Source organism: Paenibacillus camelliae (assembly GCF_023715345.1).
Taxonomy (GTDB): domain Bacteria; phylum Bacillota; class Bacilli; order Paenibacillales; family Paenibacillaceae; genus Pristimantibacillus; species Pristimantibacillus camelliae.
In genome coordinates, this window is sequence record NZ_JAMBNY010000006.1 from 158,155 (window position 1) to 175,976 (window position 17,822).

Here is a 17,822-nt window from a genome sequence, read left to right on the forward strand (position 1 = left end):
TGGATGACTACCTTTGAGGATATTATTAAAAAGAGTGTATTAACATTAGAGAGCTTCCGCACGGTTTCTTATTACGACGTTGTCGTTGGACTAATTATTTCTTTTTTAATCGGAATGTTTATTTATGCGATCTACCGCAAAACATTCCGCGGAGTTGTGTACAGCTACAACTATAATGTTTCCTTCGTGCTTATGACGATGATTACAACACTCGTCATTATGACGATCAGCACCAATATCGTCTTATCTTTAGGTATGGTTGGTGCCCTAAGTATTGTCCGCTTTAGAACTGCAGTCAAAGATCCGCTTGATATCGTTTATATGTTCTGGGCGATATCGGCAGGTATAGCAACAGGTGCTAAAATCTATCCGCTTGCCATTGGTGGTTCACTTATTATTGGTTTAGTGATCTTCTGGCTAAGTAAACGTAAGGTTAGAGAAGAGGCTTATCTACTCATCATTCGACATACTGATGAAGCGATCAACGAGCTGAGAACTGAGCTAAGAAAGCTAAAAGGAAAGCTGAAATCGAAAAATGTACGTAAAAACTATACGGAAGTCACCTATGAAATTAAGCTAGTAGATGACAATACCGCCTTCCTTCAATCGATCATTGAAATAAAGGGAGTTAGTGATGCTTCGCTAGTTAATTACACAGGAGATTACGCACAATAGAAGAAAAAGCAGGGGATGTCCAAGGTCGCGTTCAATGAACGGACAGTTGGACATCCCCTGCTTTATTATGATTGAGCTGTTGTTATATAAACAGATCGAGGATGAGTACGACACCTAAACCAACAATCGAGGTGGTGAAGAGCAGCAATCCCCAAGATTTGAACGTATCCTTAATAGACAAGCCAAAGTATTCCTTGAACAACCAGAATGAAGCATCGTTAACATGCGTAATCGTGTTACTTCCGGCTGCAGTAGCGAGTACCATCAGTGCAGGGTGAACGTCAAACGTTGTCATTAACGGCCCGACAATACCAGCCGCAGTAATGGCTGATACTACACCAGTTCCCGTGGCGATACGAATAAGGGCTGTAATGAACCATGCCATAATGAGAGGTGAGATGCTAGTGTTTTGCATCATTTGCGCAATCGTGTCACCTACACCAGAGTCAAGAATGACCTGCTTGAAAGCACCGCCTGAACCGATAATGAATACAACCATCGCAATGCCTTCAATCGCTTTAGAGAACGATCCCATCACTTCATTGAGCTTAAAGCCGCGCTTAATGCCAAATACATAAATCGCGATTAGCACAGCGATAATCATACTTATTTCCGAGCTACCGAAGAAATTAACAAGCTGATACGTGTTCGATTCCTTATCAATGAACATATTGATAAGCGTTGCGCACGTAATGATGATTGCAGGAGTAAGTGGTACTAGTAAGCTCGCTGCAAAGCTAGGCATCTCTTCATTGGTGAATTCCTTCGTTTTTTTCAATAATGGAGGTACTGGACGCTCCAAATTTGAGATCTTAGATAGCACTCGTGGAAGGATAATTCCCGCTGCGATAACGGCAGGAATAACAACGATGATGCCCAACATATAAACCATACCCATATCAGCACCATAAGCGCTTACAAGCGCGACAGGTCCAGGCTGTGGTGGGAAGATACTATGTGCCATCGTTGCTGCAGCTACCATCGTAATTCCAAGTCTTAGGAAAGGGATTTTGGCCTCAACTGCAATACTAATAACAAGTGGTGCAAGAATAATGAAGGCAACCTCGTAGAAGACGGATATACCAAATATCATACCGACAATAATGATCGCCCATTCTACGTTTCTAACACCGAATTTTTGCAGCAGCGTATCTGCTACGCGTTGAGCTGCGCCTGAATCAACCATCAGCTTTCCTAATACTGCACCAAAACCAACAATGATCGCTAAACTTCCAAGAGTTCCACCAAATCCTGATTTAACTGATGCAACAACATCTAGCAATGACATGTTGTTCAGTATACCAACAAAAATGGCAGATATTAAGAGCGAGATGACACTGTTAAGCTTAAACTTAATATTGAGCACTAACAGTAAGGCAACACCTAGCGCTACCCATATAATGGGCAAATAATCTGTAAAACTCATGCTGTTTCCTCCTTGATGTATATGCGTCTAGTGTGCTTACCTATGATTAGGCCTATTCAGTTTGTAAATAATGCATTCAATACGTCTAAACATGATAAAAAACACGTACACATTTGATTTGTTTATTTAACAAACAAATTCAATATTATGATAATGAACCGTTTTCAGTACGTCAATAACAAAAACTGGTAAGCACCTATTAATTTTTATAAGGCAGCGAAATCGTTGGAACATCTAAAAATAGCTGTATCGCCTTGGCACAAGCACCTAATGTGCACGATTTTTTACCTAGCTTTGATATATATAGCCCCTGGTAGTGGCTAATTTTAGAATGCAAATTTGCTGTAATTTTCTCTAATGAATGGGGATAGATCCGGAGCAGTTCGCTGTCAAGTACAACAACATCAGGATTATAGATGTTGATGACGTTGTTTAATCCAATCGATAAATAATAGATAAATTGATCGATAATTGCGGTGAGCCGTTCATCCTTTTCGTAATATTTTTGCAAAATGAGATTATAGCTTAAGCTCTCCTCAGGATATAGCTGAGAAAGCTGGTCTAATACGGTGTTCTCCGAGGCATATTTCTCCCAACAGCCCTTATTACCACATTCACAAGGCTTTCCACCAGGCACAACAATCATATGCCCGATCTCACCGGCAAACCCGTCTTTCCCGCAGAAATATTTATTATTCACGATCATGCCCATACCAATACCACTGTAAAGTGTCGCTGATATTAGATTTTCTGTATCGTGGTGTACATAGACACGCTCAGCGAATGCTGTTAAGTTCGCATTGTTATCAATATGAACCTCTACACCAAGCGCAGCCTCTAAATCCTGCTTCAATGGAGCACGTGACCAATTCAAGCGTGGGATAAAATGGATCATTTCATCATTAGATACAAGTCCATGAACTGAGATTACGATGCCTACAATCCCATGGCGTCGATCACTATAGTTTTTCTTGTAGGCGGTAATTTGCTTAATGAGCAGCTCTACGGTACTCTCATAGCGAGTAGAATCATTTTGCACGACACTAGTAGAGATTGGATTACCTAGCAGATCGGTGATCATGAACGTAATATGATCTGTTTCTAGATCTATGCCAAGCGCGTAGCCTGCCTCAGCATTCAAAGAGAGCATAATAGGCTTACGGCCGACATGATTGTGCTCGATATGCTTTTCCGTAACAAGGCCATCCTCAATTAAATCGGCAACCTGAGCTGACACTGTTGCTCTTGTTAGAGCTGTCACCTTCGAGAGATTAGCTCGTGAGATCGTACCTACCTTGAGTATCTCTCTTATAATAATGGAGCGATTTATCTTTTTAATATAAGCTGCATCTCCAGTAACCATATGTACCTCCTACCTATCGTAGCGACTCATTGCAAAGTAAGCTGCTTTTGAATACATGAAATTGAAACAGTGTTTTAATTATAACATGCTATCTTCAACAGTTTTAGTCAATGTGCTAGCAATAAAATTGAATTTTAATTTGACAAAGAGATTAGGAATTGTTACGTTTATTATATAATTAATTCACCTACTAAACAAATTAAATTTTTAGTGGTGTTCCAAGGAGTGATTCATAATGTCAAAACAGCAAATTGGTGTTATTGGGCTGGCGGTTATGGGGAAAAATCTAGCTTTGAACATAGAGAGTCGAGGCTATTCTGTAGCAGTATTTAATCGTTCTTACGATAAGACAGAGGAGTTTTTACAGCAAGAAGCAAAAGGCAAGCAGTTTGTTGGTGCTCGCACAATTGAAGAGTTTGTTGCTTCACTGGAAAAACCGCGTAAAATATTAATTATGGTAAAGGCTGGTGCAGCTACGGATTCTACAATCGAACAGCTGAAGCCGCATTTGGATAAAGGCGACATTCTTATCGATGGCGGAAATACGTTCTTCCATGACACGATCCGTCGTAATAAGGAGCTTGAGGCAGAAGGCTTCAACTTTATCGGCACAGGCGTATCAGGCGGAGAAGAAGGCGCTTTGAAGGGGCCATCGATTATGCCGGGCGGTAAGAAGGAAGCGTATGAGCTAGTTAGACCCATTTTGGAAGCGATCTCAGCTAAAGTCAATGGAGATGCTTGCTGTACGTACATTGGACCAGACGGTGCTGGCCATTATGTGAAGATGGTTCACAACGGTATCGAGTACGGTGATATGCAGCTAATCTCTGAAGCGTACTTTATTTTGAAGCATGTGCTTAAGCTGGATGCAGAAGAGCTTCAAGGCGTATTCAAAGAGTGGAATAAAGGTGAGCTCGATAGCTATCTGATTGAGATTACTGCAGACATTTTTGGTAAAAAGGATGAGCTGACAGGCAAGCCACTCGTTGATGTGATCCTTGATGCTGCTGGCCAAAAGGGTACAGGCAAATGGACGAGTCAAGATGCTCTTGATCTAGGCGTTCCGCTATCCATTATTACAGAATCAGTATTCGCACGCTTTATATCTGCAATGAAGGACGAGCGTGTACAGGCAAGTAAGATATTACCTGGACCTGCTGCAGCAGCGTATACAGGCAGCAAGGAAGAACTAATTGAAGCGGTGCGACGTGCGCTTTACTTAAGCAAAATCGTTTCCTATGCTCAGGGCTTTGCTCAGCTTCGTGTTGCATCAGAAGAGAATAATTGGAATCTAAGCTATGGTGACATTGCGATGATTTTCCGCGGTGGTTGTATTATCCGCGCGCAATTCCTACAAAAAATTAAGGATGCATACGACCGTGATCCGAAGCTAGCTAATCTGTTGCTTGATCCTTACTTCAAGGATATCGCTGTTCAATATCAAAGTGCTTTGCGTGATGTTGTTGCACTAGCGATTCAGCATGGTATTCCTGTACCTTCATTTGCAGGTGCGATTGCTTATTATGACAGCTACCGTTCAGACGTGCTGCCTGCGAACTTAATTCAAGCACAGCGCGATTACTTCGGAGCGCATACGTATCAGCGTGTGGACAAAGAGGGCGTCTTCCATACGAATTGGATGGAATCGTAATCCTCACTAGCATGTTATAGCTATACCTCAAGAGCGGCAACATGACAATGTGTTTCATTGACTGTGCAGTATAAATCTAAATTCGTTAACAGAAGCTAGAATATCGACGTATGAGGAGTGAGTAGGTTGGGGATTCTTCAAGAGCTTGTGAAAAATATACCATTGCCTAAGATGGCAAAGGTAAAGGTTAATTTTGATAATCGACAGCTTGATGACTTAGGCAGTGAGCTTCGTGCAAAGCTGGAAAAGGACAGCATTAAGCAGTTGATTACACCTGGTATGGAAATTGCCATTGCTGTAGGGAGCCGAGGTCTTGATCGTCTAGTTGAGATTACTGCAGTAACGGTGCAATTCCTTAAAGATGCCGGCGCCAAGCCATTTATCGTGCCAAGCATGGGCAGCCACGGCGGTGCAACTGCAGAAGGCCAGCGAGAAGTACTTGCTCATTTGGGAGTAACAGAAGAAAGTGTCAATTGCGAGATTCGTTCTTCTATGGAGGTTATACAGCTAGGAACTTTGCCTAATGGACTTCCTGTGTATGTTGATAAATACGCTTCTGAAGCAGACGGCATCGTCGTCATTAACCGAATTAAACCGCATACTGCATTCCGTGGTCCAGTTGAGAGCGGCATTATGAAAATGATCAGCATCGGACTAGGTAAGCAAAAAGGCGCGGAAGCATGTCACCAGCTTGGCTTTAAGTATATGGCTGAAAATGTACCAGCAATGGCGAAAATGATTATGGAAAAAAAGCCGGTCTTGTTCGGTGTTGCCAGCATTGAGAATGCGTTTGATAAAGTCGCATATATTGAAGCTCTAACGACTGAGGAAATTATCTCTCAAGAGCCTGCACTGCAGGAAAAAGCAAAATCACTGCTGCCGAAGCTTTTCTTTGATCAAATTGATGTGCTCGTTATCGATCAGATCGGTAAAAATATTAGCGGTGATGGAATGGACCCTAACATAACAGGGCGCTATCCGACACCTTATGCCCACGGCGGGCCAGATGTGAACAAGATGGTTGTGCTTGATCTTACACCGCAGACAGAAGGTAATGCGAACGGTGTGGGGACTGCAGACTTTACGACGCAGCGTCTTGTTGACAAGATGGATCTAGAAGTAACATATGCTAACGGCTTAACATCGACCGTTGTTGCTCCTACTAAAATCGCGACGACGCTGCCGAATGATATGCAGTGCATCCAAGCAGCGATTAAAACGTGCAACATCCTCGATTTTGATCAGGTTAAGCTTGTACGCATTCATAATACGCTGGAAATTAGCGAAATTGAAGTTTCAGAAGCTTTATTTGAATATGTGAAACAGCATCCGCAGATGGAATTGATTAACGAACCATACGCACTCCCATTCAACGAGGAAGGCAATTTATTTTAGGGGGAATCAGCATGTCACAGCTATTTGATCTAACAGGAAAAACCGTTCTTGCGTTTGGTGGGAACAGTACATTAGGCTCTTCGATCTCAGAAGGTCTTGCTGAGCATGGCGCTCAAATTGCAATTATCGGAAGAAACTTAGAGAAGGCTAACGCTGTAGCAGAGGCTATCGTTGCAAAAGGTGGTAAAGCAAAAGCATTTGCAGCTGATGTCAGCTCTAGAGAATCACTAGAAAAAGCAGCGGAAGAGATTGAAGCTTGGTCTGGTGGCTGGGACGTTATTCTAAATGCTCCTGGTAAAAACAGCTCAACGCCATTTCTTGAGCTAGGTATGGACGAGTGGGACGACATTATGGACGTGAATTTGAAGGGTGTCGTTGTAACGACTCAAATCTTCGCTAAAAAAATGATCGAGCAAAAGCGTCAAGGCAGCATTATTAATATTTCATCTGTATCCTCTACGACACCATTGTCAAGAGTATTCACGTACTCTGTGTCTAAAGCAGGCATCAACAGCGTAACGCAATATTTGGCACGTGAATTCGCACCTCATGGCATCCGTGTAAATGCGATTATTCCTGGCTTCTTCCCAGCGGAGCAAAACCGTAAGATTTTAAGTGCTGATCGTGTGGAATCGATTCTAAAGCATACACCGCTGAATCGTTTTGGTACGCCGGATGAGCTAAAGGGAGCTGCTGTATTCCTTGCATCCGATCGGGCATCTAGCTTTGTAACTGGCGCTTTGCTTCGAGTAGATGGTGGATTTGGCAGCATGACGATATAATGTAGGTAAGCAGTATATAGCCTGCAATAATTTAATGGATAATGAAGTAAAGTGATGAATATATCAAAAGAGAGTGCGATAGCAATATAATTGAAGGGATGGGGATCAATAACATGCTGAAGCAGAAATACGAGGCATTGCAGCATATATTACGTGAGATGGGATCAGTTGTTGTAGCTTTTTCAGGAGGTGTAGACAGCACATTTCTGCTAAAAGCTGCAGTTGATACACTAGGGGTGCAGCACGTATTGGCAGTAACAGCAGACTCTGAGACCTATCCCTCCAGTGAGCTTGAGGAAGCAAAGCGACTTGCCGCACTAATTGGAGCTCCGCATCAAGTGATTGAAACGTCGGAGCTCAACATTCCTGGTTATGCAGAAAACACGAAGAATCGTTGTTACTTTTGCAAGAGCAGCTTGTTCGATCATCTGATACCTTTGCTTGAGCAGCGTGGCTTTTCTAACATCGTGTATGGGGTTATCGCTGATGATATGAACGAGCACCGTCCTGGTATGCAGGCTGCTAAGGAGCGCGGTATCCGCGGTCCGCTATTGGAGGCGGAGCTGTATAAGGAGGAAATCAGGGAGCTTTCTCAGCAATTTGATTTGCCGACTTGGGATAAACCATCGTTCGCATGCTTGTCCTCACGAATTGCCTACGGCGAGTATATAACGAACGAGAAGCTTAACAAGATTGAGAAGGCAGAAGCGTATTTGAAATCATTGCGTATTCGTCAGGTGCGTGTGCGCACGCATGACAATATTGCTAGAATAGAGGTGGAGCCGCAGGACTTGCAGACAGTCGTTGAGCATCATGAGGATATTGTGAATGCACTGCAGTCTTATGGCTACCAATATGTTACACTAGATTTGCTGGGCTACCAAAGCGGTAGCATGAACAAAATGCTGAATATATCATAAGTTCACATGCAAAAAACGATAATGAAAAGGAATCATGTCATATGGCTAAACAGTTTGTAATTGGACTAGACCTTGGGACAACAAGTGTAAAAGCGTGCTTGTTTAATCTAAAAGGGAACTTAATCGCCAGTGTTGAGGAAATGATTACTTCTCATTACCCACAGCAAGGCTGGGTGGAGCAAAACCCAGTAGATATTGAAAAGCTTGCTGTGAAGGCGATTAAAGCAACGCTAGATCAAGCTGGTGTTCATAAGGATGAGCTGATGGCCTTGTCGTTTTCTGCAGCTATGCATTCCCTGCTTATTGTAAATGAGCAGGGATTGCCTGTTTCACCTGCGATCATCTGGGCAGATGGAAGAGCTGCAGCTCAAGTGGATGAACTGGCTTCTACGATGAAGCAAGTTATCTACACACGTACAGGGACACCACTGCATCCGATGACGCCGCTTATGAAGCTGCTATGGATGAAGGAGAATGAGTACGAGCCTTACATGCAAGCCGCATATTTTATGTCGATCAAGGAATATTTAATCTATTGCTGGACGGGTGAGCGAGTCATTGATTATTCGATGGCATCTGCTACAGGCTTATTCAGCCCCTCAGAGCTTAACTGGGATGCTCAGGTGCTGGCATTAGCTGGTGTTGAAGAGGATCAGCTATCTCGCATTGTACCGCCTACAGAGGTGCTTCCTCCAGTCAAGCCAGAAGTCGCAGAGGCCATGGGCATACCTGTGGAGCTGCCATTTGTTATTGGTGCGGCGGACGGACAGCTTTCTAATTTGGGCATCGGTGCGATATTGCCTGGTGAGGTCGCGGTTTCTGTTGGTACGAGCGGCGCGATTAGACAGTTCTCTCATATTGTAAAAGTTAGTGAGCAGCAGGAGACATTCTGCTATGCGTTTACCGAGGATCAATTCATTGTAGGCGGTCCAACGAACAATGGTGGGATTGTCATGCAATGGCTGAAGGATCTGCTAGAGGATGAGCGCGAATTTGGTGAATTTTTAAGTGATGCTGAGAAGGTTGAACCAGGAGCAGATGGCTTGATCTTCCTGCCTTACATTAATGGCGAACGAGCACCGATCTGGAATCAGCATGCGAAGGGGAGCTTCTACGGCGTGACGGTCACACATAAGAAGCCACACTTTATTCGTGCTGTGCTCGAGGGGATCACGTTTAACCTTTATCAGATCAACCGTGCACTTGATACTTCTAATGAAGAAGCAGGCCGAAAAATCTACGTAAATGGTGGCTTGTCCCGATCCTCACTTTGGCTGCAAATGATGGCTGATATATTCAACGCTGAAATCTATGTATCAGAGAATCATCATGGCGCAGCTTGGGGCGCTGCGTGGACAGCACTTGTCGCTCTTGGACATGCTGCTTCCTTTAACGATATTAAAAACAATATTCCGATGGGCTCGGCAACGCTGCCGAATCCAGAGCGTTCGAAGCTGTATCAGCAGCTTTATGCGAACTACGAAAAGCTAGGTGCTGCTATGGCACCGTTCTATAAATAAACGAAATGGTTAGTATGCCATCACAGTTATGGGGGGGAAGCTTGTGCTAGACGAAATATTGCATGAGGTTCAACGCGGTACATTAAGTATTGCTGAAGCAAAACAGAAACTTGCTGCTTTTGAGGATCTTGGCTTCGCTAAGGTCGACCATCATCGCAAGCAGCGTCAAGGCTTTCCCGAGATCGTCTATGGTGAGGGCAAAACGGCTGACCAGATCATCTCGATCCTGACATCATTAAGTGCGCATACGAAGCAGCTGCTCGTAACGCGCCTTGATCAAGATAAAGCTAATATTGTACAGCAGGCTTGTGCTGCGCTGGAGCTCACTTATAGTGAGCCCGCGCAGCTGCTGTATAAAAAGTTTGAAGTGCCGCCAGAGGAGCGCTTAAAAGGATATATCGCAGTTATTGCTGCTGGAACGTCCGATATCCGAATTGCAGAAGAAGCAGCCATTACGGCAGAGGTGCTTGGCAGCGAAGTGCATCGCATTTACGATGTTGGTGTAGCGGGGATCCACCGCTTGCTATATCACGCTCAGGAAATCCAGCAGGCTGTTGTATCAGTTGTTGTAGCAGGTATGGAGGGGGCGCTTCCAAGTGTTGTTGGTGGCCTCGTTTCTCATCCTGTAATCGCTGTCCCGACGAGTGTTGGATACGGCGCGAACTTTAATGGACTATCTGCATTATTAACGATGCTCAATTCTTGTGCCTCGGGTATTAGTGTTGTAAACATTGACAATGGCTTTGGGGGCGGCTACAACGCAGCTCTCATTCATCAGCTTGCAGGAAAAGGAGTTAAAGAAGAAGCATGAGAACGTTATATTTGGATTGTATCTCGGGAATTAGCGGTGATATGTTTATCGGCGCACTTTTAGATGCAGGTGCTGATGCTAATAAGCTGATGGAAGAGCTTAAAAAGCTGAAGATCAATGATGAATATGAGCTTAAATGGACGAAGGTTATAAAAAACGGCATCACCGCAACAAAGTTTGATGTTGAGCTGAAGCATAGTCACGACCACGGGCACAGCCATGATCACGGACACATACATACGCACAGTCACGATCACGCACATAGTCACGATCATGGGCATAGCCATGACCACATACATAGCCATGGACATGCACATAGTCACGATCACGTACATAGTCATGAACACGATTCTGCACACAGCCATGACCATGCACACAGTCACGATCATGGACACAGCCATGACCATACGCACAGTCACGATCATGGACACAGCCATGACCATACGCACAGTCACAATCATGGACACAGCCATGACCATACGCATAGTCACGATCATGCTCATAGCCATGATCACGCACATAGTCACGACCATGTACATAGCCATGATCACGCACATAGTCACGACCATGTACATAGCCATGATCACGCACATAGCCACAACCACGGGCATAGTCACAACCATGCACATAGCCACGATCATCGCTCCTACCGTGATATTGTTAAGATGATCGAGGATGCTGGCTTTGATGCACCAGTTCGTGATCTTTCCTTGCGAATATTTAAAAAAATCGGAGAAGCTGAGGGTAAAATTCACGGATTGCCGCTAGAGAAAGTTCACTTTCACGAGGTAGGTGCGGTCGATTCCATTATCGATATTATTGGAGCAGCGATACTGCTTGATTCTATGAAGATTGATAAAGTAAAAGCGTCTCCCGTACCAGTAGGTTCAGGGAAGATCCGAATCGATCACGGAGTATATCCGGTGCCAGCACCAGCTACACTCGAGATTCTAAAGGGTGTTCGCATAGAGCATTCCCCGATCCGCTCAGAGCTTACAACACCGACAGGCGCAGCCATCGTTGCCGTGCTTTCCGAGCAATACGGTCCGATGCCTTCAATGACCGTGCAAAGCATAGGCTACGGAGCGGGCACCAAAAGCTTCGGCGAGCATCCCAACGTGCTAAGAGTTGTAGTAGGCGAAGAATAGCTTCGAAAGCCCACAAACCACCCCAACGGAGTAACTGATGTGGTGTCACATCGAAGTGACAACCCACAAACCGCTCCAGCGGAGTAAAGGTGTGGCGTCACCTCGAAGCGACAACCCACAAACCGCCCCAGCGGAGTAATGATGTGGTGTCACATCGAAGCGCCACCCTAAACACGCTCCAGCGGAGTAAATAGTGTGAGTGTAAAAGCAAAGCGGTTGCCTTTGTTCACCGATTTCTACAATTAAAATACTCCTAGAAATCGGTGAACAACAGCAATTGAAACCACACTATTTACGGAGCGCTGAAATCAGAGGGCAACAGCAATTGAAACCACACTATTTACGGAGCGCTGAAATCGGTGAACAACAGCAATTGAAACCACACTATTTACGGAACACCGAAATATAGCTGTAAAGGAGTACCCCGATGTCTACTAAGCCACCACTGCATGAGCATATAGATAACGAAATGATAAAGCTAGAGGTTAATCTAGATGATACTTCTGGTGAACTGCTCGGCTACGTCATGGATTTATTGCTTGAGCAGGGTGCGAACGATGTATACTACACGCCTATCTATATGAAGAAAAATCGTCCAGGGGTGATGCTGCAGCTACTGTGCTCAGCTTCATTGCTTGAACAAATGAAGGATACAATTTTTCGAGAGACGACAACGCTTGGCATTCGCTACTATCCGCTAAGTGTACATCGACTAGAGCGTGAATTCATAAAAGTAACGACAGCGCTTGGTGAGGTTACAGTAAAAGTAGGGATACATCAAGGCAAAGTCGTTCAATGGGCCCCTGAGTACGAGGAATGCAAGCGCCTTGCGCAGCAGCACCAGCTACCGTTAAAAGAAATATATGACACCGTGCGTAGAACATACGAAAACAGCACTATAAGATAACGGCGGAGTAACGATGTGGGTCACATCGATGCGATACCCAAACCGCCCAACGGAGTAACTGACGTGGTGAACACATCGAAGCACAGCATACAAACCGCCCCAGCGGAGTAATGATGAGTTGTCACCTCGTAGCGACAACCCACAAACCACTCCAGCGGAGCAAATGTTGAGAGTGTAAAAGCGAAGCGGTTGCCTTTGTCCTCTGATTTCTACAATTAATATCCTTCTAGAAATCAGAGGGCAACAGCAATTGAAACCTCAACATTCTGCGTAGCGCTGAAATCGGTGAACAACAGCAATTGAAACCACACTATTTACGGAGCGTTGAAATCAGAGGGCAACAGCAATTGAAACCTCAACATTCTGCGTAGCGCAACCATCTCGCCTAAACAACCAAATCATTTACGGAGCAAATGAAACGGGGGTGTCTCAAGGTCATTAATCATGACCCTGAGACACCCCCGTCTAGTTTATATTTATTAAGCTACATACTACTTGATTCCACTGGCTTCGATGCTGGCTTAACAAGTGCATGCTTCTCCCAGCCACGACTCTTCCAGCGATAGGACATAATGAAGGCACGTGCCCATTCGTCGGCCGCAATGGCAAGCCATATACCTGCAAGCCCCATATCCATCTTAAATACGAAGAGATAACCAAGCGGTAAGCTCATTCCAACCATCGTGAAAATACCAACATACAGCGGGAACGAAGCATCACCAGAAGCACGAAGTGAATTAACAATAATAATGTTAATCGTTCTACCCGACTCTAAGATAATGCTTAACAGTAGTACACTCGCACCGATGGCAATAACATTGGTGTCCTCCGTAAAGATCGACATAAGCGGTACACGGAATAAGGTAACGACACCAATCATAACAAGCGAGACGATCGATGCAGATTTGACACTGCTCCATACTCTTCTGTAGGCATCATCCGGTTTGCCAGCACCTACAAATCGACCAACTAGAATCGAAGTACCGATCCCCACTGCAAAGGCAAACATATAAATAAACATCGAAATGTTGTTGGCATATGTTCTCGCTGCTAGTGAAGCTTCACCAAGATACGTTGCGTAGAATAAGAATACGATCTGACATGATTGATACATGACCTGCTCTAAGGCAGATGGAACACCAATCTTTAATATTTTCAAAATATAGTTCTTCGAAAGACTGAAGTAATCCTTTATTTTGATTCTTACTTCCATCACATTGTATAGGAGCCAGAAGAAGACGACTACTGCGATTAAGCGACTTGCGACAGATGAAATCGCTGCACCCTGTGTGCCTAATGCCGGCAAACCTAAATGTCCGAAAATAAGGATGTAGTTCAAGATGATATGAATAACGTTCATTCCGAGTGACACAAACATGGCTTGCTTCGTATAGCCATGAACACGAATGATGGCGGCAAGCGAGTTAATGATAGCTTGGAGGAATATTGCTCCACCGACGATCATAAGGTATTTTTTCGCATGCATCAGAACTTCGCCCTGCAGATTAAGCATAACTAGCAGATGTTCACCCATAATAACGAACACAGTACTAATAATTAATCCAACAATTAGATTAAGTGATACGGCTAGCGCAGAGATTCTCGATGCTTCCATTAGCATCCTAGAGCCTAAGTATTGGGCTACGACGATTGATGCACCGTTACCAATGACCTCAAGGATAAGTATAGCGATATGAAGAAACTGGTTAGAAGCACCAACACCAGATACTGCGTTGTCGGAAATCTCACTTAACATTAAGGTATCAACGATACCCATTAGCATAAATAAAAATACTTCTAGAAAAATAGGCCAAGTTAGCTTGAATAAACTTAATTCAGCAGCATTTTTGCTAGGCGTTTGGTTAATAGTCTTGTTGTCTGTTGACATATGATCCCTTTCTTTCTACAGTCAAATGAGCCAAGAGGTATCGTAGCATATTTGTATTCGAATTGCATTAGTTTTTCATAGTTTTACAAAAAAATATTTTAGTTCTAAAATTATTATCTTTTAAGTTAATTTAATGACTTTATCCTCACTATATCTATTCGCATTCCTTTCGTTGAGATCTTCTTCATTATGATGGACTGTGACCTCGCCCTAAGTCTAGGGGCATTGCTAGCCGATAGACTGTTTTATAGCAACTAATCATCGACTATACTGAAGCTATCACATGGTAAATAAAGGAGCGGGAACATGAATAAACTCGTAATGCGTGCTGGAATACTTATAACCGGAGCAATGCTGCTGCTAGCAGGGTGCTCTTCGGCAATAAATGTCGCTAGTAATAGTGCAATTGGTAAAGGCTCAGGCAAGGGTGAAGTCGTAACGCATAGTGTGGAGAGCTTTGAAGCAGCTCAGTTTAGTAAAGTTAATATTCAAACAGAAGCTATGAACATTGTCATTACACAAAATGATCAGGACGAAGCATCGGTAGAGCTTCTCACGGATGAACTGATTAAAGACCAAATTACTTTCGATGCCTCGATACAGGGCGAGGTGCTGGAGGTTAATGTTAGCGAACGTGGGAAATCGATGAAGGATAATAGCGGTGAGCGAACATTACTTATTACTCTGCCGACTAATGAAGAACTGGCACTTAACGTGAGCAATGCATTTGGAAGTATTAAATTAGAGGATCTTGTGCTTGATGAAGCGACGCTCGAGCTGAATGCGGGCAATATCTACACAAACAAAGTGATAGGTCATATCGATGCTACAGTAAATGCTGGTGAGCTTGAAATTCTAAAAGCAAAAAGCGAGCATGGAATACTAGCACATGTAGACGCCGGAAATATTAAAGTTGAATATGATGGAGCTCCGCAGCAAGCAAGCTATGATCTTCGAGCAGAAGTGGGTACTGTAAAGCTTACAGTAGATGATGTGGACTACTCCCTAAATAAGAAAAATGAAATTCAAGGTAAACTCGGATCAAATGGTGCGGTAGTACAGGCACGGGTCAATGTTGGAAATATTAGCGTAACTGTTAAATAACTTAGGATAACACCTTCGAGCAATGTAGCTCATGTCGAAAGATATGGATACGGCTTGAAGGTGTTTTTCTATATTCGTTCATACTATTAATGAAGCTACAAGTAACAAACCCTACATAGGGGGCGTTTATATAAGCGAATGATCGCAAATAAATATTTTTTTCTACCTGCGAAAACTTTTTAAGCGTACGGCGGGTAATGTATATAGCTTAACGTTAAGAGAGGAGAAGAAGGCATTGAACGATAATGAACTCATGACTGCGATCAAGCAGGGAGACCAGAGTGCTTTTCGGGCACTGTATGACCGCTATTATGATTATGCAGTACGAGTAGCAACCATCGTGCTTCGTAATCAGTCATCACTGGCGCTTGATGCAGTGCAAGAAGCATTTATTCGCATATATCGTAGTGCTGATAGCTTTAGAGTAGAGCAGTCATTTAAGCCATGGTTTTATACCGTTTTATTGAATGAATGCAAACGCATCGCAACGAAGCATGGAAAGCTGATTGCGATAGGGGATGAAGCACTGCAAGCCTTTGAACGAGGCAGCTATGATCAGCATCAATTTGAGGAATATGCAGAGCTGTATGATGAGCTGCAGCGTCTGGAGGAGCATAACCGAGTACCGATTATTTTGAAATATATCCATGATCTTAAGGATCAAGAAATAGCAGATACGTTAGGCGAAAATTTGAATACGATCAAATCTAGAATCTTTAAGGCGAAGCAGAGGTTAAGACAGAGATTGCAAACAACGTTAGGAGGTGGAGAAGGATGAAGGAGGATCAATTTGATACAAAAATGAAACGTTCCCTTGAGCAGCATTCCGACTCCATGCTAAAGCATAAAGAGGACATCTGGAAAAATATTGAGGAGGAATTATTTATGACTGAGCCAAGCAGAAAGACGACGCATGCGAAGCGTAAAAGCAAGGTAGGGAAACGTATAGCATGGATTATTAGCGTAGCAGCAGCAGCGAGTATTATTGGGGTATTTACGACAACGAACACAGGGCAAGCATTAGTGAATCAAATCAAGCAATACTTTGAACCGAAAAAGCAAGTAGAGGAACATATCGAAGGAATGCCAGAAGAGAAAGAAATTGTGCTACAGGATACCATTAAATCAGGCTATGTCATTTATATTGATGAGGAGCGCTACAAGCTGGTAGAGGAAGCGGATAGAGATATTATCGTACCAGCAGAGCCGCTTGGTGACATCTACCCAGAGGTTTCAATGAGTATTGAGCAGGTTGAGGATGAAGCACCAGAGGCAGCGGTTGCGCGCTTACAGAAGGAACTAGCTGACAATTATGCCACGGTTAAGGAACCAGAAGCAGTCACCGAGCCACTTACTGCAACGATGTTGTCGGCGATCGATGGGAATGAGTGGAACAGTCCTGTATCTAAAATTTACGTGCTATCCAATGATCGAGGTGGCAGCTTTATCATTACAGAAAAATACTTCCTAGAAGCAGCGGAAGGGCATGGTGCACGCTTCTATTATATGCTACAGCAATTTAGCATCGTAGAGGAAGTTGTTACGAATGAGGGGTAATCAGCTTGAGCGATAAGTAAGGCAAAAAATTCAGCCCAGCGCTAACATGACAACAAAACCGAAGCGCATAAACAGAAACGGCATCAAGAGAGTAGAGACAAAGGTTAGAGCAAGAAAGTATAGCTAAATGTTTAGAGAGCTTCAGCAGTGCAGTAGGGTCGAGCAGCAAAGCAATTCATGACCTGATTTCTCCCTGCAGATAAATCTGCTAAGGAGGATTCAGGTCATTTTTTGCTATCGTGCACTATGTATTCGAGATATAAAGGCGTATAATAGAAAGGTAAACTGCTGAGGCAATAGAAAAAGGGAGGATAACAGGATGATCCCAATACAAAAAGATGCCATTCAGAAGCAATTAGATGCCTTTGCGAATGAGCCTTTATATATTCATTTGGAGCTAACGATGGGCGCTTATGCTGCGCATTTTGACAGCAGCAAGCATCCGGCAGCGAACTTTATACGTAATGCCGTCATTCAGTATTCACAAGGCTCCATTGAAGGACATGGTCCGTACCGTGTAGGACTGAAGCTAGAGCATGGATGGGTGTATGCGGAAGGTTTAACACATGCTGTGGAGGATGAGGATGGACGTATTATCCTTGCAGGGATTAATTCGGAGGGCAAGCTTGTTGTAGCTTTCCAGCTTAGCAAGCAGCCATTCTAGGAGGGAAGCTG

16 protein-coding genes are annotated in these 17,822 nt (G+C 43.8%); 13 read left to right on the plus strand and 3 right to left on the minus strand.

What is annotated here, in order from left to right; translation table 11 throughout:
• The first annotated feature begins 3 nt into the window (after positions 1 to 3).
• Positions 4 to 675: a DUF4956 domain-containing protein gene (locus M3180_RS12510; protein ID WP_251667905.1), complete on the plus strand. Its 672-nt coding sequence runs from the start codon at positions 4 to 6 to the stop codon at positions 673 to 675.
• A gap of 82 nt (positions 676 to 757) precedes the next feature.
• Here the strand turns inward: M3180_RS12510 and M3180_RS12515 are convergent, their stop codons facing one another.
• Together M3180_RS12515 and M3180_RS12520 are read right to left on the minus strand one after the other, a co-directional pair.
• Positions 758 to 2,101: a gluconate:H+ symporter gene (locus M3180_RS12515; RefSeq protein ID WP_251667908.1), complete on the minus strand. Its 1,344-nt coding sequence runs from the start codon at positions 2,099 to 2,101 to the stop codon at positions 758 to 760.
• 199 nt (positions 2,102 to 2,300) lie between these two features.
• Positions 2,301 to 3,464, minus strand: a complete 1,164-nt coding sequence (locus M3180_RS12520) for an ROK family transcriptional regulator (protein WP_251667910.1) — start codon at positions 3,462 to 3,464, stop codon at positions 2,301 to 2,303.
• 235 nt (positions 3,465 to 3,699) lie between these two features.
• Here M3180_RS12520 and gnd point away from each other — a divergent pair, with 235 nt between their 5' ends.
• From gnd to larC2, 8 genes are all read left to right on the plus strand, one after another.
• Complete coding sequence (gene gnd / locus M3180_RS12525; RefSeq protein ID WP_251667912.1) at positions 3,700 to 5,115, plus strand: NADP-dependent phosphogluconate dehydrogenase; 1,416 nt, start codon at positions 3,700 to 3,702, stop codon at positions 5,113 to 5,115.
• Between the two features lie 126 nt (positions 5,116 to 5,241).
• Entirely contained in the window at positions 5,242 to 6,510 is a 1,269-nt protein-coding gene (locus M3180_RS12530) for a nickel pincer cofactor-dependent isomerase, group 22 (protein ID WP_251667923.1), read from the plus strand.
• Positions 6,511 to 6,521: 11 nt separating this feature from the next.
• Positions 6,522 to 7,292: an SDR family oxidoreductase gene (locus M3180_RS12535; RefSeq protein ID WP_251667925.1), complete on the plus strand. Its 771-nt coding sequence runs from the start codon at positions 6,522 to 6,524 to the stop codon at positions 7,290 to 7,292.
• 113 nt (positions 7,293 to 7,405) lie between these two features.
• Entirely contained in the window at positions 7,406 to 8,212 is an 807-nt protein-coding gene (gene larE, locus M3180_RS12540) for an ATP-dependent sacrificial sulfur transferase LarE (RefSeq protein WP_251667933.1), read from the plus strand.
• A gap of 41 nt (positions 8,213 to 8,253) precedes the next feature.
• Positions 8,254 to 9,732 (plus strand): gluconokinase, encoded by a 1,479-nt coding sequence (locus M3180_RS12545; protein WP_251667935.1) that lies wholly within the window; start codon positions 8,254 to 8,256, stop codon positions 9,730 to 9,732.
• A 43-nt stretch (positions 9,733 to 9,775) separates the two neighbouring features.
• On the plus strand, positions 9,776 to 10,543 hold the full coding sequence (gene larB, locus M3180_RS12550) for a nickel pincer cofactor biosynthesis protein LarB (protein WP_432806933.1): 768 nt from the start codon (positions 9,776 to 9,778) through the stop codon (positions 10,541 to 10,543).
• Between the two features lie 41 nt (positions 10,544 to 10,584).
• Positions 10,585 to 11,691 (plus strand): nickel pincer cofactor biosynthesis protein LarC, encoded by a 1,107-nt coding sequence (gene larC / locus M3180_RS23130; protein WP_349774483.1) that lies wholly within the window; start codon positions 10,585 to 10,587, stop codon positions 11,689 to 11,691.
• A gap of 427 nt (positions 11,692 to 12,118) precedes the next feature.
• Complete coding sequence (gene larC2 / locus M3180_RS12560; RefSeq protein ID WP_251667947.1) at positions 12,119 to 12,598, plus strand: nickel pincer cofactor biosynthesis protein LarC2; 480 nt, start codon at positions 12,119 to 12,121, stop codon at positions 12,596 to 12,598.
• Positions 12,599 to 13,082: 484 nt separating this feature from the next.
• On the opposite strand, the gene M3180_RS12565 is transcribed toward larC2, so the two are convergent.
• A complete protein-coding gene (locus tag M3180_RS12565) occupies positions 13,083 to 14,486 on the minus strand; it encodes an MATE family efflux transporter (RefSeq protein ID WP_251667949.1) in 1,404 nt (467 codons plus the stop codon).
• Positions 14,487 to 14,792: 306 nt separating this feature from the next.
• On the opposite strand from M3180_RS12565, the gene M3180_RS12570 reads away from it, so the two are divergent.
• From M3180_RS12570 to M3180_RS12585, 4 genes are all read left to right on the plus strand, one after another.
• A complete protein-coding gene (locus M3180_RS12570) occupies positions 14,793 to 15,590 on the plus strand; it encodes a DUF4097 domain-containing protein (RefSeq protein WP_251667953.1) in 798 nt (265 codons plus the stop codon).
• 235 nt (positions 15,591 to 15,825) lie between these two features.
• Positions 15,826 to 16,368 (plus strand): RNA polymerase sigma factor, encoded by a 543-nt coding sequence (locus M3180_RS12575; RefSeq protein ID WP_251667954.1) that lies wholly within the window; start codon positions 15,826 to 15,828, stop codon positions 16,366 to 16,368.
• Positions 16,365 to 17,147 (plus strand): hypothetical protein, encoded by a 783-nt coding sequence (locus M3180_RS12580; RefSeq protein ID WP_251667956.1) that lies wholly within the window; start codon positions 16,365 to 16,367, stop codon positions 17,145 to 17,147. Before M3180_RS12575 ends, M3180_RS12580 begins: the two co-directional genes overlap by 4 nt.
• 319 nt (positions 17,148 to 17,466) lie before the next feature.
• A complete protein-coding gene (locus M3180_RS12585) occupies positions 17,467 to 17,811 on the plus strand; it encodes a YojF family protein (protein ID WP_251667957.1) in 345 nt (114 codons plus the stop codon).
• Positions 17,812 to 17,822 lie beyond the last annotated feature (11 nt).